Origin of the sequence: Streptomyces sp. CA2R106 (assembly GCF_037034245.1) — a bacterium.
Classification (GTDB): Bacteria; Actinomycetota; Actinomycetes; order Streptomycetales; family Streptomycetaceae; genus Actinacidiphila.
Map to the genome: position 1 here is coordinate 286288 of NZ_JBAGKC010000008.1, position 24813 is coordinate 311100.

Sequence of the window (24813 nt, forward strand, 5' to 3'; positions counted from 1 at the left end):
AATCAACCGACCGCCCGAATTTCTGAACTCCGCCGCCCCGCACCCCGAATGTGCGAGATCTGTTCTCTTCGCACCCGGCTCTTGCCCCGCCGATTCGCGAACGCCCATCATCGAAAAACCACGTCGTTTTCGTCGTTTTCAAGGGAGAGAACGCATGACGGAGTCGAACAAGATCAGCCGGAGAACCGCTCTCGGTCTTGGACTGGCCACCGCGGCCTCCGGCACGTTTCTCGCCGGGCCGGCGGCCGCGGCGACCCGGTCCCCCGGGCACGGCCACGGCCACGGCGTCCACCCCCGAATCACCGCGGCCTTCACCCCGGACACCACCACGGTGCTGCGCAACCCGCTCGACGGCTGGTCGCTCTACGCCAACACGTCCTTCCCGTCGGACTACTGGACGCAGTACGACGCGGTGCCGGTCGAGGGGTCGACCGCCACCGCCAAGGTGACGGACTACGCGTCGGTGTACTACATGCGGGTCGCCTGGTCCCTGCTGGAGCCGTCCGAGGGCGTGTACGCCTGGCAGTCGGACACCCCGGTCAAGCTCGCCATCGACGAGGCCCGCGCCCGCGGCCTGCGGCTGGCCTTCCGCGTCGTGGTCGACAGCCGCGACAAGTCCTACGACTTCACGCCGGACTACGTGCGCGCCGCCGGCGCCCAGGGGTACGAGACGCAGACCGGCAGCAAGACGGTGTGGTCGCCGTACCCGGACGACCCGGTGTTCCAGGCGAAGTTCTCCGCCTTCCTGCGGGCGTTCGGCGCCCAGTACGGCGACCCGGCCGTCACGGACTACGTCGACGGCTACGGACTCGGGAAATGGGGCGAGGGCCACACCGTCCTCTACCTCGACGCCGCCAACCGCGAATCGGTGTTCCGCTGGATCGTCGGCGAGTATTCCGCCGCATTCCCGAAGGTCGCCCTCGCGATGAACTACCACCGGATGATCGGCACCGGAGAGGGATGGGGCGATCCGGACCCGGACAGCGAGGCGCTGCTCGACATCGCATTCAACGCCGGATACGTGCTGCGCCACGACGCATTCGGAATGACGGACTACTACGGCGACTGGGAAAAGGCGATCGCCGCGAAATGGCGCTACCAGCGGCCCATCATCATGGAAGGCGGTTGGGTCACCGGCTCCATGAACTACAGCGTCGACCCGCGCGGCTACACGACCGTCGCCGACGTGCGGCAGGGCGAGTACGACGACTCGGCCGAGGCGCACGTGAACATGATGGACTTCCGGGTCGGCGAGTGCCTGACGTGGTTCTCGGACGCCTACCCGCTGGTGCGGTCCTTCGACGGCGGCGGCGGGTACCGGCTCTACCCGACGCAGGTCGTCGCGCCCGGCTCCGTCGCCGCCGGCGGCACCGCCGCGTTCACGCACACCTGGGCCAACCTCGGCTGGGGCTACCTGCCGGACAACATCCCGGCGTGGAACCACCGGTACAAGGCGGCGGTCGCGCTGCTCACCTCCGACGGCACCGCGGCGAAGGTGTTCGTGGACGCCGCCAGCGACCCGTCGGCCTGGCTCAAGGGCTCCACCACGTCGTACGCGTTCACCTCGACGGCGCTCAACGTCGCGAAGGGCGCCTACCGCTGGGGCGTCGCCCTGGTCGACACCTCGAAGGGCAACGTGCCCGGCATCGCGCTCGCCGCGCAGGGCACGACCGCGGGCGGCTGGCTCGTCGTGGGTGACGTGCAGGTCGTGTGAGACCCGCCCCGGGGGCGCGCCCGTGCTCCGGGCGCCTTCCCGGGGCCGCCAACTCCCTTGTGCCCCGGGCCGGATCGACCGGTCCCCGCTGAGGCGTTCGAGCCGGGAGCAGACGGGTGAGCGCGCTTTGCGCCGGCTTGCTCCGGGGTAGGAGTGGTATGGACCGGTCCCGTTCCGTACCTGCCACCGGAGGGATACCACGATGATGCTGTGGGAAGCCGTCGTCTTCGCCGCTCTCGGGCTGCTGGCCGCATGGTCGGCGAGCCGGATGTTCCCGCTGCGGCTCCCCGCGTCGCCCCTTGTGCTCGCGACCGGCCCGGTCGCCTCGCTCCTGGGCGGCCTGGTCACCTACAGCATCGTCGGGGGCCACCACCCCGAGGCGACCTTCCCGGCCGCCCTGCTCACCTCCGCAGCCCTCCTCAGCGTCCTCGCCCGCCCCCCGCGCCGCGGCCGCCACGCCAAAGCGCTGGGCTAGCCAGGGCCTCTCGAGGCAGCGGGACACGGCGGAGGGCCGGTCGGAGACGTCAGGCGGACTGCTCCGGGGTGGCCGAGGAGCGGCTGCGGGTGCGGCGGCGGCGCGGCTTGCGCGGCTCCTCCGCCTCCGCGGCGGCCGGCGCCGGAACCGCCGGGGCGGCGGACGCGGCCGGAGCGGTCGCGGCCTCCGTGGTGGCGACGGCCGGGTCGACCGCGGCCCCACCGCGGGTGCGGCGGCGCTGCCTCGGCGTACGGGTACGCGGTGCGCGCTCGGCGACGGGTGCCGCGGCGGCGCGCTCACGCCCGCCACCGCCGCCCTTGCGCCCGCGCCCACCGGTCTCGCCCAGGTCCTCGACGGCTTCCGCGTCGAGCCCGGCCCGGGTGCGCTCCGCCCGCGGCAGTATCCCCTTGGTGCCCTCGGGGATGCCGAGCAGCTCGTAGAGGTGCGCCGAGGTGGAGTACGTCTCCTCGGGGTCGTTGAAGGGCAGCTCCAGCGCCTTGTTGATGAGCTGCCAGCGCGGGATGTCGTCCCAGTCGACCAGGGTGATCGCCGTACCGGAGGCGCCGGCCCGGCCGGTGCGGCCGATCCGGTGCAGGTAGGTCTTCTCGTCCTCGGGCGTCTGGTAGTTGATGACGTGCGTCACGCCTTCGACGTCGATGCCGCGGGCGGCGACATCGGTGCAGACCAGGACGTCCACCTTGCCGTTGCGGAACGCGCGCAGCGCCTGCTCGCGGGCGCCCTGCCCGAGGTCGCCGTGCACGGCGCCGGAGGCGAAGCCGCGCCGCTCCAGCTGCTCGGCGACGTCGGCCGCGGTGCGCTTGGTGCGGCAGAAGATCATCGCCAGGCCGCGGCCCTCGGCCTGGAGGATGCGGGAGACCAGCTCCGGCTTGTCCAGGGAGTGCGCGCGGAAGACGTGCTGCGTGGTGTTGGCCACGGTCGCGCCGTGGTCGTCGGGCGCGGTGGCCCGGATGTGCGTCGGCTGCGACATGTAGCGCCGGGCCAGGCTGATCACGGCGCCGGGCATGGTCGCGGAGAACAGCATGGTCTGGCGCCGCGCGGGCAGCATGGCCATGATCTTCTCGACGTCGGGCAGGAAGCCGAGGTCCAGCATCTCGTCGGCCTCGTCGAGGACGAGGGCGCGGACGTGCTTGAGGTTCAGCTTCTTCTGGCCGGACAGGTCGAGCAGCCGGCCCGGGGTGCCGACGACCACGTCGACCCCCTTCTTCAGCGCTTCGACCTGCGGTTCGTACGCCCGGCCGCCGTAGATCGCGACGACCCGCACCGCGCGCACCTTGCCGGCGGTGAGCAGGTCGTTGGTGACCTGCTGGCACAGCTCGCGGGTGGGCACGACGACGAGCGCCTGCGGCGCGTCGGTGAGCTGGTCGGGGGTGGCGCGGCCGGCTTCGACGTCGGCGGCGACGGTGACCCGCTCCAGCAGCGGCAGGCCGAAGCCCAGCGTCTTGCCGGTGCCGGTCTTGGCCTGGCCGATGACGTCGTTGCCCGCGAGGGCGACCGGAAGCGTCATCTCCTGGATCGGGAAGGGAGTCGTGATCCCGACGGCCTCGAGGGCGTCGGCGGTCTCATCGAGAATTCCCAGGCTGCGGAAAGTCGTGGTGGTCAGGATGTTGCCTCTTCTGTGAGACGCGGCACGGGCGGCGAGGGGGTCGAGCATCCGGCACGCCGCGGGGCGGCATGCCGTTCACTGACCGCGCAGAGTTGTCGTACGGCCATAGGTCGGCCGCTCAGGCGCGGGACCGCTGCCCTCGCTCAGGCCGCGAGCGGGCCCCTCCCGATGTCGGGAGGGCGGTCGGTTAGGAGCCGATCGGGCCACCGACCGGGCATCCAGGTGTTGCACACGTGGCCCGTCGTAGGTCGGTGCCTGGCCGACTTTGGACGGGTGCATTACCACTCTACCCCGGAAACACGTAGCTGCACCCGATCAAATGTTTCGTTCGGGGCGTCGGCCGTCTCCGCGGGCCCGCCCCACCGGTCCGCGCGGGCCGGGCCGCACCGGGCCCGGGCCCGGTCGCGGATGCCGTCACCGGGGCCGACCACGGCCGGGAACTTGGCTATTGTGCGCTGCATGGACACGCCTGACACGCCCACCGACCACCAGCCGACCGTCACCGGCATCGCCGCCCAGGACTGGGCCGCGGCGTCCGCGCAGCCGCAGTACCGCGCCGCGGTCGTCGACCTGCTCGGCGCGCTGGCGTACGGCGAGCTCGCCGCGTTCGAGCGGCTCGCGGAGGACGCGAAGCTCGCGCCGACCCTGGCGGACAAGGCGGAGCTGGCCGCGATGGCGTCGGCCGAGTTCCACCACTTCGAGCAGCTGCGGGACCGGCTCACCGGGATCGGCGAGGAGCCGCACCAGGCCATGGAGCCGTTCGCGGCCGCGCTCGACGGCTTCCACCGCCAGACCGCGCCCTCGGACTGGCTGGAGGGCCTGGTCAAGGCGTACGTCGGCGACGCGATCGCGTCCGACTTCTACCGCGAGGTCGCCGCACGCCTCGACTCCGACACCCGCACGCTGGTGCTCGCGGTGCTCGACGACACCGGGCACGCGAGCTTCGCGGTGGAGAAGGTGCGCGCGGCGATCGCGGCGGAGCCCCGGGTCGGCGGGCGGCTCGCGCTGTGGGCCCGCCGCCTCATGGGCGAGGCGCTGTCCCAGGCGCAGCGGGTCGTCGCCGAGCGCGACGCCCTGTCGACCATGCTCGTCGGCGGCGTCGCCGACGGGTTCGACCTCGCGGAGGTCGGCCGGATGTTCTCCCGCATCACCGAGGCCCACACCAAGCGCATGGCCGCGCTCGGCCTCGCCGCGTAGTGGGGTGCCCCTGACCCCCCGGGTGCCGCGGTCCTGTCGGCTCCGGGACCACCTGCCGGTGGAGGGCTGGTCGCGCCGTTCCCCGCGCCCCTTGATGTGCTCGGGTCCTTCCGGGCAAGCGCGGTGGAAGCCGCACGTACCAAGGGGCGCGGGGAACTGCGCGACCAGCCACGACGCACCGCCAAGGTCCCGGCACCCGCAGGACCGGGCAGCCCGGAGGGCAACCCCCACCGGCAGGTGGTCCCTCGGCCGACAGGACCGGGGCACCCGGGGGGTCGGGGGCACCCGGAGGGTGACGGCAACCTGACGGACATACGGGACGCGTAATCTCGCCGTATGAGCCGACCCACCACCCTCGACCTCCCGGCGAACGTCGTCTCCCGCCCGCTGGAAACCCCCCGCGGAGCGTTCGCCGTGCTGGACGGCGCCCCGGCGCCGTCCCCCGGCGCGGCGCCGCGCGGCACCGTGCTGCTGGTCCCCGGCTTCACCGGCAGCAAGGAGGACTTCCTCGGTCTGCTGGCCCCGCTGACGGCAGCCGGCTTCCGCGCGGTCGCGGTGGACGGCCGCGGCCAGTTCGAGTCGGCCGGCCCGCGGGACGAGACGGCCTACGCCCGCGGCGAGCTGGCCGCGGACGTCCTGGCGCAGACCGCGGTGCTCGCCGCCGGCGCCGCCGCGGACGCGCCCCTGCACGTGGTGGGGCACTCGCTGGGCGGCCAGATCGTCCGGTCCGCACTGCTCTCCGAGCCGTCGGCGCCGTACGCCTCGCTGACGCTGATGAGTTCGGGGCCGGCCGCGATCGCGGCGGACCAGCAGGCCCGTACCCAGCTGCTGCTGGACCACCTGCCGGCGATGGACATGGAGACGGCCTGGCAGGCGATGCGGGCGCTGGAGGCGGGGGCCGACGCGGACGCCGCCGGCGACGAGGAGGAGGCGGCCGTCCCGGACTGGCTGGACGACTTCCTGCACCGCCGCTGGATCGGCACCGTACCGGAGCAACTTCTCGCCACCGCACGGCAGTTGATGACAGAAACCGACCGAGTGGCGGAGTTGGCCGCGCTGCCGCTCCCTAAACTCGTACTCTCCGGCGAGGTGGACTACGCCTGGCCGGTGCCGTGGCTGGACGACATGGCCGCCCGGCTCGGCGCGCGGCGCGTCGTGATCAAGGACGCCGGGCACTCGCCCAACGCGGAGCAGCCGCAGGACACGGCGGCCGCGCTGATCGCGTTCTGGACGGACGTCGAGGGACGGTAGGGGCACTCGGTACCCCTTCGCCCGACTCCCTCGCCGGCGATTAGTTAAGGCAGGAAAGTTTTTCGTTAGTCTGGGGAATGTTTAGAAGGGGGCGTTCGTTGACCACACATGTAACGCGCGACGAAGGGAGAAGCCCCATGCGCTTTGAGATCATGCGACTCGACGACGTCAACGGCGAGGCCGTGGACAGCACCGTCGTGGACGCCAACGCTGTCGACAGGATCGTGCAGCAGGCCGCCGCTCTCGGGCAGCGCATCTACATCCGCCCCGCGGACTGATCACAGGCCCGACGCAACGGCGCCCCGTACCGACTGGATGTACGGGGCGCTTTCGCCTGTCCGGGCCCGATCGCCCGCCGGGCCGGGGGCTCAGCCCTCGCCGTGGACGAAGCCGATGACGCCGTTCGCCACCGACTGCACCGCGATCGCGGACAGCAGCATCCCCGACAGCCGGGTCACCAGCACCACCCCGCCCTCCTTGATCAGCCGGATGATCGCCAGCGAGTAGCGCATGGTCAGCCACAGCACCAGGTGCATCGCGGCGATCGCCAGCCACACCGAGAGCTGCTGCCCGAAGCCGTGCGCGTGCTGCACCGCGAGGATCACCGTCACGATGGCGCCCGGCCCGGCCAGCAGCGGCATGCCGAGCGGCACCAGCGCCACGTTGACGTCCTTCGTCTGCGTCGGCTCGTCCGCCTTGCCCGTCAGCAGGTCCAGCGCGATCAGCAGCAACAGCAACCCCCCGGCCACTCGCAGCGCGGGCACCGAGACGTGCAGGTAGTCCAGGATCTGCTGGCCGCAGACGCCGAAGACGGCGATCACCCCGAGGGCGACCGACGCCGCCTGCCACGCCATCCGCCGCTGGACCTTCGTCGCCCGCCCCGAGGTCAGGGCGAGGAAGATCGGGGTGATCCCGGGCGGGTCCATGATCACGAACAGGGTGAAGAAGACCGACCCGAACAGGGTGACGTCGAACATGCGTGAAGGCTTTCTGAAGGGCGCCGCGCGGACCGGGCGGACCCGGCGGGGGCGGCGTCAGGGGATGAACGTCGAGCACGGCGCCTCAAAGGGCGCCTCAAGGGACAAGGGGGGGCTACGCGGACCGCGCCGCGCACCACGGCTCCCCGCACACCGGCGCGGGAAAGCGGGGCCGAAAGGAATCCGGTGCGCTAGACCGCCGAGATGGGGACCGCGCCGGTGGCACGGCGCGCGATCTCCCGGTAGACCTCGGGGTCGGTGACGCACTCCCCCAGCCGGACCGTCTTGCGGTCGCCGTGGTAGTCGCTGGAGCCGGTGGCCAGCAGGTCGTGCTCCGCGGCGAACGCGCGCAACCGCGCCCTGGTCGCGTCGTCGTGGTCCACGTGGTCCACCTCGATGCCGTCCAGCCCGGCCGCGGCCAGCTCCGCGATCACCGGCTCCGGCACCGTCTCACCGCGCTTGTGCGCCCCCGGGTGCGCGAAGACGCTCACCCCGCCCGCGGCCTTCACCAGCCGCACCGCGTCGAAGGGGTCCAGTTCGTGCTTGTCGACGTACGCGCGGCCGTCGTTGGCGAGCCACTCCTCGGTGAACGCGTCCGAGACACTGGCCACCACACCCGCCTCGACCATCGCCGTGGCGATGTGCGGCCGGCCCACCGAGCCGTCCCCGGCGATCCGTGCGACCTGCTCCCACGTCACCGGCACGCCCAGTTCCTGGAGCTTCGCGACCATCCCGCGCGCCCTGGGCACCCGGTCGTCCCGGACGAGTTCGCGCTCCCGGTCGAGCTCCGGCTCGGCCGGGTCGAAGAGGTACGCCAGCATGTGCATGCTGATGCCGTCGATCCGGCAGGACAGCTCCGCGCCGGTCACCAGCGTCAGCCCGCCCGGCGCCAGCCCGCGCACCGCGGCGGCCGCCTCCGCGTACCCGCTCACCGTGTCGTGGTCCGTCAGCGCCACCACGTCCAGCCCCGCTGCCACCGCGTTCCGCACCAGGTCGGCCGGCGCGTCCGTGCCGTCCGACGCCGAGGAGTGGGTGTGCAGGTCTATTCGCACAGCGCGCTCCGCGGGTCTAGGGGGGTCGTAAGTGGCCGCCGCCAGCATAACCCTCCGGGGTGGTGCGTTCTGTGGGTGCCGGGACCACCCGCCGGTGGGTGCTGGTCGCGCAGTTCCCCGCGCCCCTGGGTCTGCTCGGCCCCTCCCGCGGAAGAAGCTCGCGCCCCGAAGGGGCGCGGGGAACTGCGCGACCAGCCACCGCGGACCGCCGGGTCCCGAAGCCCGCAGGACGGGGCAACCCGGGGGGCAGGGGCACCCCGCTTACGTGAGGAGGCGGGGGGTGAGGGCGCCGCAGGGGAGGAGGTCGACTTCGGCACCGGCGTCGCGGAGGTCGGTCAGGACCAGTTCGTCGTACATGAGCAGCCCCGTCTGCTCGGGCCAGACGATGGCCCAGAGCCAGAGCCCGCGGGCCTCGCCGGCGAAGACGACGCGGTCGTCGGGCACGCCTTCGACGTGCCAGAGCGGGGTGGGCCGCCCGGCGGCGAGGACCTTCGCGTGGGGCGGCCGGTCCACGCACATCCCGGGCCCCGGGTCGGGCCCGTCGATCCCGGCGAACCTGGCACCGAGCCCGACCCCCAACTCCTCGGCCACGAGCAGGAGTTCCCCGGGCCCGCCGAGCGGCCCGGGGCCCGAACAGGAAACGGCGGTGGCGCGGCCGCCACTGCGGTCGTCACCCGCGGCGGCCACCCCGGAGAAGAGCCAGCCGACGGGCAGCGGCCAGGGCATCCACACCGGCACCTGGGAGCGGTTCACCACGACGCCCAGGGCCTCGACGCTGGGCGGGACCACCGGTTGGAGCGGATGCACGGCCCCGTGCAGATCGCACTGCCAGGAATCGGCGAAGAGTCCGGGCGCACGGACCCTGCCACCGCACTTCGGGCAACTGGGTTCGCCCCTCATAAATCACCACGGTCCTCCTGGCCCCTCCCCCGCGTCAAGGACGATCACCCCTCCGGGGGCGCGGCACCACCCCCCAGAGTGCCCCGCCCGCCGGGTTGCGGGACCTTGCGGTCCGCCGTGGCTGGTCGCGCAGTTCCCCGCGCCCCTGGGTCTGCTCGGCCCCTCCCGCGGAAGAAGCTCGCGCCCCGAAGGGGCGCGTGGGGGTCCCTCCCAGGCGAAGCTCTGGGGGAGAACGGCGCGACCAGCCACCCCCCACCGCAAGGTCCCGCAACCCGGCGGGCCGGGCACCCTAGGGGGTCAAGGCCACCGCTTTCCGCAGGGGGTCGCGTAGATCCGTTTCATGGGTGAGCCACCGGTCCTGGAGGGCCGCGGCCCCGTGTACCCGCTTCCACGCGGCTTCCGCCGGCGTCATCGGGAGGAGGGGGAAGAAGCGCACCGGGTCGAGCGGTTCGGGGAGGGCCACATCGGGGACGAGCCCACCGGGTTCGGCGACGAGCACCGCGGAGAAGGGCGCCCCGGGCCACAGCGGCTCCGTGGTGTCGAGGGAACTCCCGGGGGCGATGACCAGCCCCTCGACCTGGGGCGAGGCGGCGAGCACCGCCAGCGGCCGCAGCACTTCGCGGGTGTCGGCGAGCCCCGCCCGCACCGTGAGGAGCAGTTCGGCGCGCGGCCCGCGCAGCGGGTCCGCCACGGTCGCCAGCGGATCGGCCATCGGCTGCGCCGACATCCCGAGCGTGGCGTAGCGCACCAGGTCACCGGTGGTGAAGCGGAGCACCTCGATGCGGTCGGCACCGACGAAGGTGACCGCGGCACGGGCGTCGGGCGCCCCGAAGGTCTCGGACAGCCGCGCCTCGACGAGCGCCGGAACATCAGCCATACGGCGAGCATAGAACGCGTACAGAACCGGTAAGGCGGCGCCGAGTACGCATCCGGGCTTGCTAAAGTGGAGTGTTCACTCGCGCACCAAGGACATCCCTCAGCGGGGATCGGCCGGAGGAGGTGGGGACTGACATGGATCCGAGTCGACCGTGCAGTACCGGCAGCTCTTCCGTATGCCGTTTCGCGCGCTGAGTTTCCCGCCGTACGCGCACGTCGCGCGTTTTCTACCCGGCTGACCGGGTCCAAAACGCGCCACGTCCACGGATGACGGCCCCTTCGTCACCGGTCCGGTGCGAAGGACGGCTCCCGCGGAACCGCCGCAGCGGAAGAGCGCCCTGAACTGCCTGCGATCACCCCACCCTGATCCGCATTTCAGCGCGGCGCCATGCCGTCGGCCAGTCCGTGAAGGAGCTTGCCATGTCGATGATCCGCGACCTGCGTGCAGTCGTACGCCCCGCCCTGCGCCCGACCCTGCGCAGGACCACCACGACCTACGAGTACGAACCCGTCCAGGAGCCGGACCTCGCCAGCGCGATCGTGGACTGCGCCGTCTACCGCGACGGTGTGCGCGACGAGGACGCCACGGATCTGCGGACGGCGCTGGCGGCGGTGCGCCGCGGCCGGCCGGGCGCCAAGTGCGACGGCAGCGACGGCTTCGTGTGGATCGGGCTGCACGAGCCCAGCGAGCAGGAGTTCGCGGGCGTCGCCGAGGAGTTCGACCTGCACCCGCTGGCCGTGGAGGACGCCGTCCACGCCCACCAGCGGCCGAAGCTGGAGCGGTACGACAACTCGCTGTTCGCGGTCTTCAAGACGATCCGTTATGTCGAGCACGCCGAACTCACCGCCACCAGCGAGGTGGTGGAGAGCGGCGAGGTGATGGTCTTCACCGGCCGGTACTTCGTGATCACCGTCCGGCACGGCGGCCACGGGTCGCTGCGCGCGCTGCGGCACCGGCTGGAGGACGACCCGGAGCTGCTCGCCAAGGGCCCCTCGGCGGTGCTGCACGCGATCGCGGACCAGGTCGTCGACGACTACCTCGCCGTCTCCGAGGCGGTGCAGGACGACATCGACGAGGTCGAGATCGACGTGTTCTCCGCGCACAACGGGAAGACCTCGCGCGGGGGCGACGCCGGGCGGATCTACCAACTCAAGCGCGAGGTCCTGGAGTTCAAGCGGGCGGTGACCCCGCTGCTGCGGCCCATGCAGTTGCTCGGCGAGCGGCCGATGCGGTTGGTCGACCCGGAGATCCAGAAGTACTTCCGGGACGTGGCCGACCACGTCGCGCGCGTGCACGAGCAGGTGACCGGGTTCGACGACCTGCTCAACTCGATCCTCCAGGCGAACCTGGCACAGGCGACCGTGGTGCAGAACGAGGACATGCGCAAGATCACCGCGTGGGCGGCGATCCTGGCGGTGCCGACGATGATCACCGGCGTCTACGGGATGAACTTCAAGCACATGCCCGAACTCGGCTGGAAGTACGGGTATCCCGTGGTGCTCGTGACGATCCTGGCGATCTGCTACGCGATCCACCGGGGATTCCGCCGGAACGGCTGGCTCTAGGAGCGCAGCGGCCGCCTCCAGGACGGAACGGCCGCCTCCGGGACCTGTGGTTCCGGTCCCCACGGACGGTTCCGGGCACCGCCGCCCGTTCCGTACGCTTGTGCGGTGAACACGAGTGAGCGGACCGCCGAGCAGGGTGGGGTGGCGGCCGCGGAGGGCGCCGCCGGGGCGGTCGACGCCGGGCGCGGGACGGACCTGGTGCTGCTGGCCGTGGCGATCGCCGGGGTGTCTCTGTCGGCGCCGCTGATCGCGGCCACGGCGGCGCCCGCGCTGGCGATCGCGTTCTGGCGGAACGCGATGGCCGTCGGGGTGCTGAGCCCGGTGGCGCTGTGGCGGCACCGCGGCGAGCTGCGGCGGATGGGGCCGCGGGCGCTGGGCCTGTCGGTGCTGGCCGGGCTGCTGCTGGCCGCGCACTTCGGCCTGTGGCTGCCGAGCCTGGGCATGACGTCGGTCGCCACCTCGACCGCGCTGGTGACGACCACGCCGATCTGGACCACGCTGATCCTGCGGCTGCGCGGCCACCGCCCGCCGCGGCTGGTGTGGGGCGGCACCGCGCTGGCGGTGGTCGGTGTGCTGATCCTCACCGGGCTGGACCTGTCGACGGACGGGCGGGCGCTGGCCGGTGACGCGCTGGCGCTGGCCGCCGGGCTGGCCGCGGCGGTGTACATGCTGCTCGGCTCTCAGGTGCGGCGGACCGCGACGACGACGGCGTACACGTTCGTCTGCTACACCACGACGGCGGTGGCGCTGCTGTGCGCGTGCCTGGTCTCCGGGTCGGCGCTGGGCGGGTACGACGGGCGGACCTGGCTGAAGATCGCGGCGCTCACGGTGGCCGCGCAGCTGCTGGGGCACTCGCTGCTGAACCGGGTGGTGCGGGGTCTGGGGCCGTCCACCACGTCGACCGCGATCCTGCTGGAGACGCCCGGGGCCGCGCTGATCGCCGGGCTGTGGCTCGGCCAGACCCCGCCCGCGGCCGCCTACCCGGCGCTGGCGGTGATCCTCGCCGGGCTGGCCCTGGTGATCCTCGCCGACCGCCGCCGATAGCCTGGGCCCATGTCGACGCCGTCCACGCCCTCCCCCGCCCCGTCCGCCGCGCCCTCCGCCGACGAGGAGCTGGCGGCGCTGGTGGAGGAGGCCGCGAAGAAGTCCGGGCTGGTCTGGGTGAACGGGCAGGCGGTGTGGCACCTGTGGCTGGACGGCGGCCTGCACCTGGTCGCGGGGCCCGGTGAGCAGCCGGTGCCGGGGCTGGTGGACGGCGGTACGGCGACGGTGACCGTGCGCAGCAAGGACAAGGGCGGCCGGCTGGTCGGCTGGGTGGCACGGGTGGCGGTGCTGGCGCCGCACAGCGAGCCCTGGGAGGCGGCCGTCGGCGAGATGAAGGGCAAGCGGCTGAACGCGGTCGACGCGGAGGAGCTGCCGGCGCGGTGGGCGGCGCAGTGCCAGGTCTTCCGGCTGTCGCCGACCGGGAGCGTGCCGGAGCACCCGGGTGCGATGCCCGACTCCTCGGGCGCGGCCGTGCCCGCCGCCACCTCGGCGACCACCCGCCGGCCGGCGCCCGCGGGGCTGCCGAAGCTGCTGGCGCGCCGCCGCAGGACCTGACCGGCCTGCCCGGCCGGCGGCTACTTGCCGACGGTCTTGCCGTAGTCGACCACCTCGGACTTGGCCGGGGCGGCGAGCGTGAAGTCCTGGCCCCAATCGGAGAGGGTCAGGGTGCCCCCGCCGCCGGCGCGCTCGTAGCGCAGCGGGTAGGGCGAGCCCTTGAGGGAGACGTCCAGGGAGCCGCCCTTGGTCCCGTCGAGCGCGATGGTCCTGGTGCCGCCGACCTTGCGGTGGTCGCCGGCCTTGACCTCGCCGTCCAGCACGAAGAGGTCGGCGAGCAGTGTCTTCTTGTCGGTGAACCCGGAGAACTGCTGGTAGGACGGGTCGGTGGACGGCACCTTGACGTACTTGCCGTTGAGTTTCTCGGCCGCCGCCTTGCTGTTCTTGTCGCTGTCGTCGGCGCCGTAGAAGTCGGCGCCGGCCTTGAGGTAGAGGTCGTCGCCGACCCGCAGCAGCTGGAAGGTGTCGCCCTTGGTGCTGACCTCGCCGACGCCGCCGTTGCCGCGCAGCCGCATGTCCAGGCGGTAGCTGTGGCCGCCGCTGACCACGGTGCCGGCCAGCCGGACCGCGGTGGCGCCGGCGGCCGCGGCCTTCGCCTTCTGCTCGATGGTCGCCGCGGGGAGCTTGCCGACGCCGTTGGTGCCGGCGTCGGGGTCGCTGCCGAGGCCGAGGCAGCCGGTGAGCAGGCTGCTCGCGCCGAGCGCGGCCAGGGTGGCGGCAAGTGTCCTGCGGCCGTGGTGCACGGGTGGTTTCCTCCAGGGGCGGCGGCTGCGGGCCGCCTCGAAGCTACCGCAGGGTTACTCCCGGGGACCATCCCGCGCGGCGGGCAAGATCGGCCCGGAGTAGCCTGAAGCGCGTGTGGCGGGTGTGGCCCGCAGGCACCGGAGCCAGCCCACCGGAGCAGCTGTCCGCGGACCGTAGGAGGCACCGACATGGCGGCAGGCGCCACTCGGGTCTTCGTCTCGCACCTGGCCGGGGTCGCCGTCTTCGACCCGAACGGCGACCAGGTCGGGCGGGTGCGCGACGTGGTGGTGATGCTGCGGGTGCGCGGCCGCCCGCCGCGGGTGCTGGGCCTGGTGGTCGAGGTGGCCAGCCGGCGGCAGATCTTCCTGCCGATGACGCGGGTGACGGGGGTGGAGTCCGGGCAGGTCATCACTCCCGGCGTGGTGAACATGCGGCGCTTCGAGCAGCGACCGACCGAGACGCTGGTGCTGGGCGAGCTGCTGGACCGCCGGGTGCGGCTGGCCACCGACGAGTCGGGCTCCCCCGCCGAGACGCCCGCCGCCGCGGCCCGCTCGGCCGCGGGCGAGGCCCCTTCCGTCGAGGTGACCGTGCTCGACGTGTCGATGACGCAGCTGCCGTCCCGGCGGGACTGGGAGATCGACAAGGTCTTCGTCCGCCGCGGCAAGGGCGGGGCGCTGCGCCGCCGGGGCGAGACGCTGACCGTGGACTGGTCGGTGGTGAGCGGCTTCTCGCTCGCCGAGGAGGGCCAGGGCGCGGAGAACCTGGTGGCGACCTTCGAGCAGCTGCGTCCGGCCGACCTGGCGAACGTGCTGCACCACCTGTCGCCCAAGCGCCGCGGCGAGGTGGCCGCCGCCCTCGACGACGACCGGCTCGCCGACGTCCTGGAGGAGCTGCCCGACGACGACCAGGTGGAGATCCTCGGCAAGCTGGAGGAGGAGCGGGCCGCGGACGTGCTGGAGGCGATGGACCCCGACGACGCCGCCGACCTGCTCGCCGAGCTGCCGCCCGAGGAGCAGGAGCGGCTGCTGACCCTGATGCGTCCGCAGGACGCCGCGGGCGTACGCCGGCTGCTGTCGTACGAGGAGCGCACCGCGGGCGGGCTGATGACCACCGAGCCGATCGTGCTGCGCCCGGACGCGACCGTCGCCGACGCGCTGGCCCGTATCCGCCACCCCGACCTGTCGCCCGCGCTGGCCGCCCAGGTGTACGTGTGCCGGCCGCCGGACGACACCCCGACCGGCAAGTACCTGGGCCTGGTGCACTTCCAGCGGCTGCTGCGCGAACCGCCGTTCACGCTGCTCGCCTCGATCGTGGACACCGACCTGCAACCCCTGGGGCCGGACACCGGGCTGCCGTCGGTGACCAGCTTCCTGGCCACGTACAACATGATCTCCGCGCCGGTGGTGGACGACAGCGGGTCGTTGCTGGGCGCGGTGACGGTGGACGACGTACTGGACCACCTGCTGCCCGACGACTGGCGGGAGACCGCGCTGTACGACGCGGCGGAGGACGGCCCGGGCGGCGCCGGCGGCCGGACGGGGGTGCCCGGTGGCCGCTGAGGAGCGCGAACGGACCCGGCACCCCTCGGGGGCCACCGCGACCGGGCGGCCGCGCCGCAACCGGCTGGACCAGCCGCGCGCGCCGCGCCGCAGCCTGCTGCCGTCCTACGACCCGGACGCGTTCGGCAAGCTCTCCGAGCGGGTGGCGCGGTTCCTGGGCACCGGGCGGTTCATCGTCTGGATGACGGTGATCATCGTCGCGTGGCTGCTGTGGAACGTCTTCGCGCCCCGGTCCTTCCAGTTCGACCCGTACCCGTTCATCTTCCTGACCCTGATGCTCTCGCTCCAGGCGTCGTACGCGGCGCCGCTGATCCTGCTCGCGCAGAACCGGCAGGACGACCGGGACCGGGTGAACCTCGAACAGGACCGCAAGCAGAACGAGCGGAACATCGCCGACACCGAGTACCTGACCCGGGAGGTGGCCGCGCTGCGGATGGGCCTGGGCGAGGTCGCCACCCGGGACTGGATCCGCTCGGAGTTGCAGGACCTGCTGCGGGAGCTCGAGGAGCGGCGCCCGGCCGCTGAGCTGACCGGCACCGACCGGCACACCGCCGAACGCAACGGCGCCGCCGCCCGTGACGAAGGAGACGGCCGGGGGCGCTGAAGGGCCGCCGCCCACGGCCGTATCCTCGTGCGTATGGCTACCGCTCTGCACGGTTCGACCCCGACCGGCACCCCCACCGACGACGCCGTACGCGCCGCCCTGGCGACCGTTGACGACCCGGAGATCCACAAGCCGATCACCGAGCTCGGCATGGTGAAATCCGTGGACATCGCCGAGGACGGCGCGGTCGCGGTCACCGTCTACCTGACCGTGTCCGGCTGCCCGATGCGGGACGAGATCAGCGGCCGGGTCACCGCCGCGGTGCAGGGCGTGCCCGGGGTGACGTCGGTTCAGGTCGGGCTGGACGTGATGAGCGACGAGCAGCGCCGCGAGCTGGCGGCGTCGCTGCGCGGCGGCCAGGCCGAGCGGGAGATCCCCTTCGCCCAGCCCGGCTCGCTGACCCGGGTCTACGCGGTCGCGTCCGGCAAGGGCGGGGTCGGCAAGTCCTCGGTGACGGTCAACCTCGCCGCCGCGATGGCCGCCGACGGGCTGAAGGTCGGCGTGGTCGACGCGGACATCTACGGGCACAGCGTGCCGCGGATGCTCGGGGCGGACGGCCGGCCGACCCAGGTCGAGAACATGATCATGCCGCCGTCGGCGAACGGCGTGAAGGTCATCTCGATCGGCATGTTCACCCCCGGCAACGCGCCGGTGGTCTGGCGCGGGCCGATGCTGCACCGCGCGCTCCAGCAGTTCCTCGCGGACGTGTACTGGGGCGACCTCGACGTGCTGCTGCTCGACCTGCCGCCCGGCACCGGCGACATCGCGATCTCCGTCGCCCAGCTGATGCCGAACGCGGAGATCATCGTGGTGACCACCCCGCAGCAGGCCGCGGCGGAGGTCGCCGAGCGGGCCGGGGCGATCGCGGTGCAGACCCACCAGAAGATCGTCGGCGTGGTGGAGAACATGGCGGGGATGCCCTGCCCGCACTGCGACGAGGTCGTGGAGGTCTTCGGCACCGGCGGCGGCGACCGGGTCGCCGAGGGGCTCTCCCGCACCACCGGGACCACGGTGCCGGTGCTCGGGCGCATCCCGATCGACGTGCGGCTGCGCGAGGGCGGCGACGACGGCCGCCCGGTCGCCCTGACGAACCCCGAGTCGCCGGCGGGAGCGGCACTGCGCGGCATCGCCGCGAAGCTCACCACCCGCTCCCGCGGCCTGTCCGGGATGTCCCTCGGCATCACCCCGCGCAACAAGTTCTGACCGGCCGCCGCCCGCGAGGCCCCGTCACCCCACCGGACGGGGCACCCCGGCGGGTCCGGCTAACCCGTGTACGCGGCCAGGTCGGGGACGGCGGCCAGGGCGAGGCCGTACGCGGAGAGGTTGCGGCCGTAGGCGCCGAGGTGGACGCCGCTCGGGGCCGACCCGGCCATCACCCAGCCGTACTCCGACTCGCGGTAGTGGAACGCGGTGGGCTCGCCGTCGACCGGCAGCGTCAGCGACGACCACCCGGGCCCGGTCAGCTCGTCCGCCAGCTCCCACGCCGCCGAGATCTGCTGGTCCAGCCAGTCCTGGCGCAGCGCGCGGTCCATCCGGGTGGGCCAGGTCGCCGACAGCAGCCCGGAGCCGGCCAGCCAGGCCGCGGTGGACACCGAGGTGGCCTCCATGACCCCGGTGCCGTCCGCGCTGCGCCGCAGCGGCCGCTGGGCGACGGTCACCACGACCGCGAACTTCTGCCCCTCCGGGTCGGCGGCCTCCGCCTTGAGGGACGGCTCGTCGCCGTGCCCGATCGCGCCGTGTTCGACGGCCCCGTCCGCGCTGGTCCCGAGCTGGCCGAGCCACCGGGGCCCGGTGAACGCCTGGTCCAGGCCGTACCAGGTGAAGTCGGCCGACAGGTAGCCCTCGACCGCCCCCTGTTGCGTGCCGGTCTTCGTCTCCATATGGGTCGCGCCTCCTCGATGACCGCCCGCCCTCCGGGGCGACATGCCATCTTGCCCGACCCTGGGCGGTTTCGGCTGGCGAAACGGCGTGGGGTGATGCCGAACACACGGACAACGGCCATGCAATCGGGTGAAAACGTGGATTCAGGTTGACGCTGGGGGGATCACGTCGCGTCGGTGTCGAAGGGCGGCGGCTCCTCGGCGGCCGGCTTCTTCAGCCGGTCCGGGGTGCCCCCGGCCTCGGCGGCACCGGAACCCGCGGAACCCGCGTTCGCCGAGGAGGCTGACGCGGCCGACGAGCCGTTGACCCCGGTCCGGACCCCGTTGACCGCGTCGGTGACCTCCGCCATGTCCTTGCGCAGATCGGTGACGTCGAGATCCTTGCGCAGGTCCAGGCTCTTGCCGAGGTCCCGCAGCTCGCCGAGGCCGTACTCGTCGTTCTCGCTGTTGATCAGGTTCTTGCGGATGAAGGTCTTCGGGTTGAGGTCCTCGAACTCGAAGTCCTTGAACTCCGGCCCCAGCTCGCGGCGGATGTCCTCCTTCGCGCTGTCGGAGAACTCCCGCACCTTCCGGATGAACGCCATGGCGTCGTGGATCAGCTTGGGCAGTTTGTCCGGGCCGAAGACGAGCACCGCAAGGACGACGATCGCGACCAGCTCCAGCGGGCCTATGTCGAAGAACACCTTGCAGCTCCTTGTGACGTCCACGGCCGGCGTGGGCGGGGACCGGCGGAATTCACGGTACCTGCCCGAGCAGGCAATACGGGAGTGGCTGTGGCCAACACTATGCTGCCGCCGGATGACGGCCCGGGCCGACACCGCCCGGCCCCGGGCCCCCGATCCCCGCCTAGCGCAGCGGGAACGTGCGGCTCGACGTCTGCTGCACCGGCGCTATCAGCGGCACCGACGTGGCGGAGGCGACCACCGTCCGCGTGGTCCGCCGCTCCTCGCGGTCCGCGCTGAGCACACCGCGCGGAATGGTCCCGCGGGTGTCGGAGACCTGGCCGGCGCTGAGCGGGCTGACCGCGGGGCCGTCGTCCGGCCGGGCGGCGCCGTCCATCGACGCCTCCATCGGCAGCGCGCTGCCGATCGCGATCGCGGCCATCGAGAAGGCGCCGGCCGCGGCGAACGCGAACCGCCGCCCGCGCGAGGCGCTGTCATGGACCCGGAAGCCCCGCCCGCGGCTGTCCGCGGCGGGCAGCAGGTCGGCGGCCGGGCCGAGGAACGCGAAGTCCTCCCGCCGCGCGCCGCCCAGCCGGGAACCGGACCGGGTCAGGCCCGAACCGGAGCGGTCGGCGTCGGGGTCGGAGAGCACGGAGTCCGGCACGGAGGGCCGCGACCCGAGGAAGCCGCCGTCGAACGGGCCGCGGTGCCGGCCGAAGCCGCCCGCCTCGTCGGCCGACAGGCCGTCCGGGCGGGACGGACCGCCCGGCCCATCCCCGCCGTCCATGGCCGGCAGGCCCTGGAGGCGCGCCAGCAGGCCGGCCGAGATGGCCGGCAGCTCCGAGCCGGCGATGACGCTCTTCAGCCGCCGCTGCTCGGCAGCGGCGGTCTTGCACTGTGCGCATGTCGCGAGATGGGCCATCACCCGGTCCCGGCTGTCGTCCGACAGCTCGCCGTCGACGAAGGCGGCGAGCCGGTCACCGAGGTGCTGCTCGGCGGATGCAGGACGTTGGGGACGGTGCTGCTCGCCTGAACCGCTGCTGCTCACGCTCTGCCGCCCTCCAGGGGTTTGGGTGCGGTGGCAGCGAGGGCGGGCGCCGGGCGCGCTCCGGGCGCCCGGTGCTCCAGAGCCTTGCGCAGGTGCGAGCGGCCGCGGTGGATACGGCTCCGCACGGTGCCCAGCTTCACCCCGAGGGTCGCGGCGATCTCCTCGTACGACAGCCCCTCGATGTCGCAGAGCACCACCGCGGCCCGGAACTCCGGCGCGAGGGTGTCCAGCGCCTGCTGGACGTCCGCGTCGAAGTGGGTGTCGCTGAAGTGCTGCGCGGGGGACGGCTCGCGGCTGGGCAGCCGCTCCGCCGCGTCGTCGCCGAGGGCGTCGAACCGGATGCGCTGGCGGCGCCGCACCATGTCCAGGAAGAGGTTCGTGGTGATGCGGTGCAGCCAGCCCTCGAAGGTGCCGGGCGTGTAGGTGGACAGGGAGCGGAAGACCCGCACGAAGACCTCCTGGGTGAGGTCCTCCGCGTCGTGCTGGTTCCCGGTCAGGCGGTAGGCCAGCCGGTACACCCGGGCACTGTGCGTGCTGACGATCTCCTCCCAGGAAGGAGGCGTCCACGTCGGGCCGTCTCCGTCGGTGGCGAACGTCGCGGTCACGGTCGCGGAGTCGGTCGTGGGTGAACTGTCATCAGCGGTGTTGGTCACGGATTTGGGCTGTCCGGTGGACTTGCGGAAGCGGTCGAGCATTCCCCGGTCACCGGTCACAGCCGCACCTCCCCTGTCGGCTCTGGTGGTCTCCAGTAGAGCCCCTACCATATCCACCTCGCCCGTTAGCTCCGGATAAGTGCGCTGCTGCCATAGCGGGGAGGGGCCGGTGCGGCGTCCCCGCCGGGGGCTGTTGCCACCCGTGCCCCATCTAACGCGCGGTCCCATCAGCAGGTTCCCGGCGGCAGCGGATACAGTCGCCCGGTCGGCGCAATTGCAAGGAGAACGACGGACCAGGGGAGCGGCCATTATCGGCAACCGGCAGGCGAGCTGGGCGTTCGCGGACGCGTACGTGGCCGAGGACGAAGCCCTGGTCCACGCCCGCGCCCGCTCGCACGCCGCCGGGCTGCGCGCGGTCTCCCCCGGCACCGGCGCGGCGCTGCGGCTGCTGGCCGGCGCCTGCGACGCGAAGGCCGTGGTGGAGATCGGCACCGGCGCCGGCGTCTCCGGCATCCACCTGCTGCGCGGCATGCGGCCCGACGGGGTGCTGACCACAGTGGACTCCGAGCCCGACCGGCAGCAGCTCGCCCGCGAGGCGTACCGCGAGGCGGGGCTCGCGGCGAACCGGGCCCGCTTCATCTGCGGCCGCGCCCTCGACGTCCTGCCCCGCCTCACCGACGGCGGCTACGACCTGGTGTTCTGCGACGCCGACCGGCTGGAGTGCCTGGACTACCTCGACGAGTCGCTGCGGCTGCTGCGCCCGGGCGGCGTGCTGTGCTTCGAGGGCGCCTTCGGGCAGGGCCGGGCACTGGACGCGGCCCACCAGGACGCCGAGTCCGTGCACTTGCGCGAACTGATGCGGACGGTGCGCGACAGCCCGCGGCTGGCACCGGTGCTGCTGCCCACCGACGACGGGCTGCTGTGCGCGGTACGCCGCGCCTGAGGCACCTGCCGGCTGACGGCCTGCCCCCACCGGTCACACCCGCGCCGGTCACCCCCGCCGGTCACATCCGCCGCTGGAAAAGGCGCACGGCCACGTACGTGACTTCCGTACGTGGCCGTGGTGGTTTCGGACCGCTGGTCTCAGACGATGGCCTTCTTCAGCGCGTCGCCCAGGGCGTCCGCCTCGTCCGGGGTCAGCTCGACAACAAGCCGCCCGCCACCCTCCAGCGGAACGCGCATGATGATGCTCCGCCCCTCCTTGGTCACCTCGAGCGGGCCGTCACCCGTCCGCGGCTTCATGGCCGCCATGCTCGTTCCCCTTCCTGAAACCAGCTCGGACTCGAACACATTGGTTCTCGGCCATTATCCCGCATCAGTCGACCCGATGACCAATAGCCGTAGCACTCCGTTGTACATTCCGATCCCCCAAAACCGGCTATTCCGGCGGGCGGGGCGGCTCCCGGACCCGCCGCGGTTTGACGTACGTCACATGTCGGACCGTCACCGGGTCCGGCATCCTAACCAGGACACTTGCCGCGACGAAGGGGTTCAGGCATGGGCGAGAGCGTGCTGTACGAGGTCGAGGACGGCTTGGCGACGGTCACCCTGAACCGGCCGGAGGCGATGAACGCGCTCGACACGGGCACCAAGGACGCGCTGCGCGACACGCTGCGGGCGGCGGGCGCGGACGAGGCGGTGCGCGCGGTGCTGCTGGCCGCCCGCGGCCGGGCGTTCTGCGTCGGGCAGGACCTCAAGGAGCACGTCGGCATCCTGGAGCAGGGCGGCGGGCTGTCGACGGTCGCCGAGCACTACAACCCGATCGTCACCGCGCTGGCCACCATGCCCAAGCCGGTGGTCGCCGCGGTGAACGGCGCGGCGGCCGGGGCCGGGGCCGGGTTCGCGTTCGCCGCGGACTACCGGGTCGCCGCGGACACCGCGTCCTTCACCACCGCGTTCGCGGGCGTGGCGCTGTCGACCGACTCGGGCATGGCGTGGACGCTGCCGCGGCTGGTCGGGCAGGCGCGGGCCGCCGAACTGCTGCTGTTCCCGCGGTCGGTGCCCGCGGCCGAGGCGCTCTCGCTGGGGCTGGTGCACCAGGTGGTGCCGGCCGCGGAGCTGGCGGACACGGCGGTCGCCCTGGCCCGGCGGCTCGCGCAGGGACCGACGGTCGCGTACGCGGCGATGAAGGAGGCGCTGGCGTACGGGGCGTCGCACAGCCTGGTCGAGACCCTGGCGCGCGAGGACGTGCTCCAGGCGCGGGCGGGGGCGTCGGCGGACCACCGGGAGGGCGTCGCGGCCTTCGTCGGCAAGCGGAAGCCGGATTTCCGCGGCAACTGAGGCGGCGCTGACGGGGCGGGCCCGGGGCGGGCCCGGCGGCCGGGCCGCCCCGGTCAGCGGGCGGTGCAGGCCGCCAGGTGGTCGTTGACCAGGCCGCACGCCTGCATCAGGGCGTGGGCGGTGGTGGGGCCGACGAAGCGGAAGCCGCGCTTCTTGAGGTCCTTGGCCAGGGCGGTGGACTCCGGGGTGATCGCGGCGACCTCGGCGAGGCTGCGCGGGGCCGGGCGCTTGGCCGGGTCGGGGGCGAAGGACCAGACGAGCGCGTCGAGGCCGCCGTCGTAGCTGTCGCGCACGGTGCGGGCGGCGGCGGCGTTGGCGATCGCCGCGTCGATCTTGGCGCGGTTGCGGATGATCCCGGGGTCGGCGAGCAGCCGGGCGCGGTCGTCGTCGGTGAAGGCGGCGACCTCGTCGACGGCGAAGTGCCGGAAGGCGGTCCGGAACGTCTCGCGGCGGCGCAGGATGGTGATCCACGACAGCCCGGACTGGAATGCCTCCAGGCAGATCCGCTCGAAGAGGGCGTCGTCGCCGTGCACCGGCTTGCCCCACTCCTTGTCGTGGTAGTCCAGGTAGTCGGGCGTGGACAGGCCCCACGGGCAGCGGAGCAGGCCGTCGGGGCCGGGGATGGCGGCGCCGTCACTCACCGGCGCCGCCCTGCTGCCCGTAGCCCTGCTGCCCGTAGCCGTTGCCGGGGCCGCCCTGGGGGCCGCTGTCGGGGCCCGCGGTGGGCTCCTGGCCGTAGGTGTGGCCGGGCCCCTGGTATTCCTGCCCGTAGCCGTTCCCGGCGCCGTACGGGCCCTCCGGGGCCGTTCGCGGGGCCTGCCCGGGGGCGGCCGGGCCGGCGGGGGCGCCGTAGGGGTGCCCGCCTGCCCGGCCGCCCGCGAGGTGGGCCTCCAGCTCGGCGATCCGGGCGTCGCGCTCGGCGAGTTCGGCGCCGAGCCGCTCCAGCACCTCGTCCACGTCGACCATGCGGTAGCCGCGCAGGCCCACCGGCAGCCGGACCGCGTCCACGTCGGCGCGGGCCAGCGGGCGGTCCGGGGGCAGCCGGTCCTGGAGCCGCTCGGGCTCGGCGTCCTTCAGCGCGCCGCCGTCGCCGAGCACGGCCAGCGCCACCGCCGCGACCACCGCGACGAGCGCGATGAGCATGAACCAGAACACGTCGATACTCCCGGGGTACGCCCAGCGACCTGCCGTCCGGATCGGCGGGTCGTCCATGTCAGGCACGATCGTGCCACGATCGCATGAGTCTGAGATGAGGAGTGACCGTGGGACTTCGGCTGGGCAGCCGGGAATTCGGCGCGCGGGAGCCGGTGATCATGGCGATCGTCAACCGCACGCCCGACTCGTTCTACGACCAGGGGGCGACCTTCACCGACGAGCCGGCGCTCGAACGGGTCGCGCGGGTGGTCGACGAGGGCGCCGCGATCGTGGACATCGGCGGGGTCAAGGCGGGCCCGGGCGAGGAGGTCTCGGCGCAGGAGGAGATCCGGCGCACGGTGGACTTCGTCGCGGAGGTGCGGCGGCGCCACCCGGACGTCGTGATCAGCGTGGACACCTGGCGGCACGAGGTCGCCGAGGCGGTCTGCGCGGCCGGCGCCGACCTGCTCAACGACGCGTGGGGCGGGGTCGACCCGGAACTGGCGGTGGTGGCCGCGCGCCACGGGGTGGGGCTGGTGTGCACCCACGCGGGCGGCGCGCAGCCGCGAACCCGGCCGCACCGGGTCGCCTACGACGACGTGATGGCCGACATCCTCGACGTCACCGTCGGGCTCGCCGAGCGCGCCGAGCGGCTCGGGGTGCGGCGCGACGGCATCCTGATCGACCCCGGGCACGACTTCGGCAAGAACACCCGGCACTCCCTGGAGGCGACCCGGCGGCTGCCGGAGATGACGGCCACCGGGTGGCCGGTGCTGGTCTCCCTGTCCAACAAGGACTTCGTCGGGGAGACGCTGGACCGGCCGGTCAAGGAGCGGCTGATCGGCACGCTGGCGACCACCGCGGTGTCCGCGTGGCTGGGGGCGCAGGTGTACCGGGTGCACGAGGTGCCCGAGACCCGGCAGGTCCTGGAGATGGTCGCGGCGATCGCCGGCGACCGGGCCCCCGCGGTGGCCCGCAGGGGGCTCGCCTGACCCTCCCGGACCGGCCCGGAGGGTCA

General features: G+C 73.2%; 27 protein-coding genes. 14 read left to right on the top strand and 13 right to left on the bottom strand.

The annotated features are described in order from the left end of the window. The first annotated feature begins 154 nt into the window (after positions 1–154). Positions 155–1714: a DUF4832 domain-containing protein gene (locus WA788_RS15160; RefSeq protein ID WP_335977451.1), complete on the top strand. Its 1560-nt coding sequence runs from the start codon at positions 155–157 to the stop codon at positions 1712–1714. A gap of 202 nt (positions 1715–1916) precedes the next feature. Then, positions 1917–2189 carry a hypothetical protein gene (locus WA788_RS15165; protein ID WP_335977453.1) on the top strand — a complete coding sequence of 91 codons (273 nt, stop codon included), beginning with the start codon at positions 1917–1919 and terminating at the stop codon, positions 2187–2189. A 49-nt stretch (positions 2190–2238) separates the two neighbouring features. Here the strand turns inward: WA788_RS15165 and WA788_RS15170 are convergent, their stop codons facing one another. Further along, entirely contained in the window at positions 2239–3861 is a 1623-nt protein-coding gene (locus WA788_RS15170) for a DEAD/DEAH box helicase (protein WP_443034035.1), read from the bottom strand. Between the two features lie 402 nt (positions 3862–4263). Between WA788_RS15170 and WA788_RS15175 the strand changes: the two genes are divergently transcribed. The 3 genes from WA788_RS15175 to WA788_RS15185 all read left to right on the top strand — a co-directional run bounded on the left by WA788_RS15175 (position 4264) and on the right by WA788_RS15185 (position 6539). Then, positions 4264–5010, top strand: coding sequence for a ferritin-like fold-containing protein (locus tag WA788_RS15175; RefSeq protein ID WP_443034040.1), 747 nt, complete (start codon positions 4264–4266; stop codon positions 5008–5010). A 336-nt stretch (positions 5011–5346) separates the two neighbouring features. Next, positions 5347–6261: an alpha/beta fold hydrolase gene (locus tag WA788_RS15180; RefSeq protein ID WP_335977457.1), complete on the top strand. Its 915-nt coding sequence runs from the start codon at positions 5347–5349 to the stop codon at positions 6259–6261. Between the two features lie 137 nt (positions 6262–6398). Continuing rightward, positions 6399–6539, top strand: a complete 141-nt coding sequence (locus tag WA788_RS15185) for a hypothetical protein (RefSeq protein WP_200823142.1) — start codon at positions 6399–6401, stop codon at positions 6537–6539. Positions 6540–6629: 90 nt separating this feature from the next. Here WA788_RS15185 and WA788_RS15190 read toward each other — a convergent pair whose 3' ends face one another. The 4 genes from WA788_RS15190 to WA788_RS15205 form a co-directional block, all read right to left on the bottom strand. After that, complete coding sequence (locus WA788_RS15190; protein ID WP_335977459.1) at positions 6630–7238, bottom strand: MarC family protein; 609 nt, start codon at positions 7236–7238, stop codon at positions 6630–6632. A gap of 191 nt (positions 7239–7429) precedes the next feature. Then, positions 7430–8290 carry a PHP domain-containing protein gene (locus WA788_RS15195; protein WP_335977460.1) on the bottom strand — a complete coding sequence of 287 codons (861 nt, stop codon included), beginning with the start codon at positions 8288–8290 and terminating at the stop codon, positions 7430–7432. A gap of 261 nt (positions 8291–8551) precedes the next feature. Next, the gene (locus WA788_RS15200; RefSeq protein ID WP_335977462.1) at positions 8552–9190 is read right to left on the bottom strand and encodes a DUF6758 family protein; all 639 of its coding nucleotides are present in this window, start codon (positions 9188–9190) and stop codon (positions 8552–8554) included. 289 nt (positions 9191–9479) lie between these two features. Continuing rightward, complete coding sequence (locus WA788_RS15205) at positions 9480–10067, bottom strand: suppressor of fused domain protein (RefSeq protein WP_335977465.1); 588 nt, start codon at positions 10065–10067, stop codon at positions 9480–9482. Positions 10068–10486: 419 nt separating this feature from the next. On the opposite strand from WA788_RS15205, the gene WA788_RS15210 reads away from it, so the two are divergent. From WA788_RS15210 to WA788_RS15220, 3 genes are all read left to right on the top strand, one after another. Next, positions 10487–11632, top strand: a complete 1146-nt coding sequence (locus WA788_RS15210) for a magnesium and cobalt transport protein CorA (protein WP_335977466.1) — start codon at positions 10487–10489, stop codon at positions 11630–11632. 141 nt (positions 11633–11773) lie between these two features. Further along, positions 11774–12676 (top strand): DMT family transporter, encoded by a 903-nt coding sequence (locus WA788_RS15215; RefSeq protein WP_335977610.1) that lies wholly within the window; start codon positions 11774–11776, stop codon positions 12674–12676. A 9-nt stretch (positions 12677–12685) separates the two neighbouring features. After that, complete coding sequence (locus WA788_RS15220; RefSeq protein ID WP_335977470.1) at positions 12686–13231, top strand: hypothetical protein; 546 nt, start codon at positions 12686–12688, stop codon at positions 13229–13231. Between the two features lie 20 nt (positions 13232–13251). Here WA788_RS15220 and WA788_RS15225 read toward each other — a convergent pair whose 3' ends face one another. Beyond that, positions 13252–13974 carry a hypothetical protein gene (locus WA788_RS15225; protein WP_335977473.1) on the bottom strand — a complete coding sequence of 241 codons (723 nt, stop codon included), beginning with the start codon at positions 13972–13974 and terminating at the stop codon, positions 13252–13254. 189 nt (positions 13975–14163) lie between these two features. Here WA788_RS15225 and WA788_RS15230 point away from each other — a divergent pair, with 189 nt between their 5' ends. From WA788_RS15230 to WA788_RS15240, 3 genes are read left to right on the top strand one after another with little or no spacing between them, the layout of a single operon-like run. Then, positions 14164–15534 carry a magnesium transporter MgtE N-terminal domain-containing protein gene (locus tag WA788_RS15230; protein ID WP_335977475.1) on the top strand — a complete coding sequence of 457 codons (1371 nt, stop codon included), beginning with the start codon at positions 14164–14166 and terminating at the stop codon, positions 15532–15534. Continuing rightward, positions 15524–16138, top strand: coding sequence for a DUF1003 domain-containing protein (locus tag WA788_RS15235; protein ID WP_335977477.1), 615 nt, complete (start codon positions 15524–15526; stop codon positions 16136–16138). The genes WA788_RS15230 and WA788_RS15235 overlap by 11 nt, the downstream gene beginning before the upstream one ends. A gap of 33 nt (positions 16139–16171) precedes the next feature. Continuing rightward, on the top strand, positions 16172–17341 hold the full coding sequence (locus WA788_RS15240; RefSeq protein WP_335977479.1) for an Mrp/NBP35 family ATP-binding protein: 1170 nt from the start codon (positions 16172–16174) through the stop codon (positions 17339–17341). A 59-nt stretch (positions 17342–17400) separates the two neighbouring features. Here WA788_RS15240 and WA788_RS15245 read toward each other — a convergent pair whose 3' ends face one another. The 4 genes from WA788_RS15245 to sigE form a co-directional block, all read right to left on the bottom strand. Beyond that, positions 17401–18018: a hypothetical protein gene (locus WA788_RS15245; RefSeq protein WP_335977482.1), complete on the bottom strand. Its 618-nt coding sequence runs from the start codon at positions 18016–18018 to the stop codon at positions 17401–17403. 164 nt (positions 18019–18182) lie between these two features. Continuing rightward, complete coding sequence (locus tag WA788_RS15250; RefSeq protein ID WP_335977485.1) at positions 18183–18701, bottom strand: sec-independent translocase; 519 nt, start codon at positions 18699–18701, stop codon at positions 18183–18185. A 163-nt stretch (positions 18702–18864) separates the two neighbouring features. Next, entirely contained in the window at positions 18865–19728 is an 864-nt protein-coding gene (locus WA788_RS15255; protein ID WP_335977488.1) for a zf-HC2 domain-containing protein, read from the bottom strand. Beyond that, positions 19725–20492 (bottom strand): RNA polymerase sigma factor SigE, encoded by a 768-nt coding sequence (sigE, locus tag WA788_RS15260; RefSeq protein WP_335977491.1) that lies wholly within the window; start codon positions 20490–20492, stop codon positions 19725–19727. The genes WA788_RS15255 and sigE overlap by 4 nt, the downstream gene beginning before the upstream one ends. A 115-nt stretch (positions 20493–20607) precedes the next feature. Here sigE and WA788_RS15265 point away from each other — a divergent pair, with 115 nt between their 5' ends. After that, positions 20608–21324 carry an O-methyltransferase gene (locus WA788_RS15265; RefSeq protein WP_435173088.1) on the top strand — a complete coding sequence of 239 codons (717 nt, stop codon included), beginning with the start codon at positions 20608–20610 and terminating at the stop codon, positions 21322–21324. Between the two features lie 140 nt (positions 21325–21464). Here WA788_RS15265 and WA788_RS15270 read toward each other — a convergent pair whose 3' ends face one another. Beyond that, a complete protein-coding gene (locus WA788_RS15270) occupies positions 21465–21632 on the bottom strand; it encodes a DUF3117 domain-containing protein (protein WP_073493047.1) in 168 nt (55 codons plus the stop codon). Positions 21633–21878: 246 nt separating this feature from the next. On the opposite strand from WA788_RS15270, the gene WA788_RS15275 reads away from it, so the two are divergent. Further along, on the top strand, positions 21879–22661 hold the full coding sequence (locus WA788_RS15275) for an enoyl-CoA hydratase/isomerase family protein (protein WP_335977500.1): 783 nt from the start codon (positions 21879–21881) through the stop codon (positions 22659–22661). Positions 22662–22714: 53 nt separating this feature from the next. Here WA788_RS15275 and WA788_RS15280 read toward each other — a convergent pair whose 3' ends face one another. After that, a complete protein-coding gene (locus WA788_RS15280; RefSeq protein WP_335977503.1) occupies positions 22715–23302 on the bottom strand; it encodes a DNA-3-methyladenine glycosylase I in 588 nt (195 codons plus the stop codon). Continuing rightward, positions 23295–23873: a DivIVA domain-containing protein gene (locus WA788_RS15285; protein ID WP_443034036.1), complete on the bottom strand. Its 579-nt coding sequence runs from the start codon at positions 23871–23873 to the stop codon at positions 23295–23297. Before WA788_RS15285 ends, WA788_RS15280 begins: the two co-directional genes overlap by 8 nt. A gap of 101 nt (positions 23874–23974) precedes the next feature. On the opposite strand from WA788_RS15285, the gene folP reads away from it, so the two are divergent. Continuing rightward, a complete protein-coding gene (gene folP, locus WA788_RS15290) occupies positions 23975–24787 on the top strand; it encodes a dihydropteroate synthase (RefSeq protein ID WP_335977614.1) in 813 nt (270 codons plus the stop codon). Positions 24788–24813: the final 26 nt, after the last annotated feature.

Bases quoted from the DNA above. Each gene is read 5' to 3' on its own strand.
- WA788_RS15170 (WP_443034035.1), bottom strand. From the start codon at position 3,861: ATGCTCGACCCCCTCGCCGCCCGTGCCGCGTCTCACAGAAGAGGCAAC.
- WA788_RS15205 (WP_335977465.1), bottom strand. From the start codon at position 10,067: ATGGCTGATGTTCCGGCGCTCGTCGAGGCGCGGCTGTCCGAGACCTTC.
- WA788_RS15160 (WP_335977451.1), top strand. From the start codon at position 155: ATGACGGAGTCGAACAAGATCAGCCGGAGAACCGCTCTCGGTCTTGGA.
- WA788_RS15275 (WP_335977500.1), top strand. From the start codon at position 21,879: ATGGGCGAGAGCGTGCTGTACGAGGTCGAGGACGGCTTGGCGACGGTC.
- WA788_RS15185 (WP_200823142.1), top strand. From the start codon at position 6,399: ATGCGCTTTGAGATCATGCGACTCGACGACGTCAACGGCGAGGCCGTG.
- WA788_RS15270 (WP_073493047.1), bottom strand. From the start codon at position 21,632: ATGGCGGCCATGAAGCCGCGGACGGGTGACGGCCCGCTCGAGGTGACC.
- WA788_RS15240 (WP_335977479.1), top strand. From the start codon at position 16,172: ATGGCTACCGCTCTGCACGGTTCGACCCCGACCGGCACCCCCACCGAC.
- sigE (WP_335977491.1), bottom strand. From the start codon at position 20,492: ATGGTAGGGGCTCTACTGGAGACCACCAGAGCCGACAGGGGAGGTGCG.
- WA788_RS15165 (WP_335977453.1), top strand. From the start codon at position 1,917: ATGATGCTGTGGGAAGCCGTCGTCTTCGCCGCTCTCGGGCTGCTGGCC.
- WA788_RS15285 (WP_443034036.1), bottom strand. From the start codon at position 23,873: ATGGACGACCCGCCGATCCGGACGGCAGGTCGCTGGGCGTACCCCGGG.
- WA788_RS15180 (WP_335977457.1), top strand. From the start codon at position 5,347: ATGAGCCGACCCACCACCCTCGACCTCCCGGCGAACGTCGTCTCCCGC.
- WA788_RS15190 (WP_335977459.1), bottom strand. From the start codon at position 7,238: ATGTTCGACGTCACCCTGTTCGGGTCGGTCTTCTTCACCCTGTTCGTG.
- WA788_RS15220 (WP_335977470.1), top strand. From the start codon at position 12,686: ATGTCGACGCCGTCCACGCCCTCCCCCGCCCCGTCCGCCGCGCCCTCC.
- WA788_RS15200 (WP_335977462.1), bottom strand. From the start codon at position 9,190: ATGAGGGGCGAACCCAGTTGCCCGAAGTGCGGTGGCAGGGTCCGTGCG.
- WA788_RS15230 (WP_335977475.1), top strand. From the start codon at position 14,164: ATGGCGGCAGGCGCCACTCGGGTCTTCGTCTCGCACCTGGCCGGGGTC.
- WA788_RS15245 (WP_335977482.1), bottom strand. From the start codon at position 18,018: ATGGAGACGAAGACCGGCACGCAACAGGGGGCGGTCGAGGGCTACCTG.
- folP (WP_335977614.1), top strand. From the start codon at position 23,975: ATGGCGATCGTCAACCGCACGCCCGACTCGTTCTACGACCAGGGGGCG.
- WA788_RS15210 (WP_335977466.1), top strand. From the start codon at position 10,487: ATGTCGATGATCCGCGACCTGCGTGCAGTCGTACGCCCCGCCCTGCGC.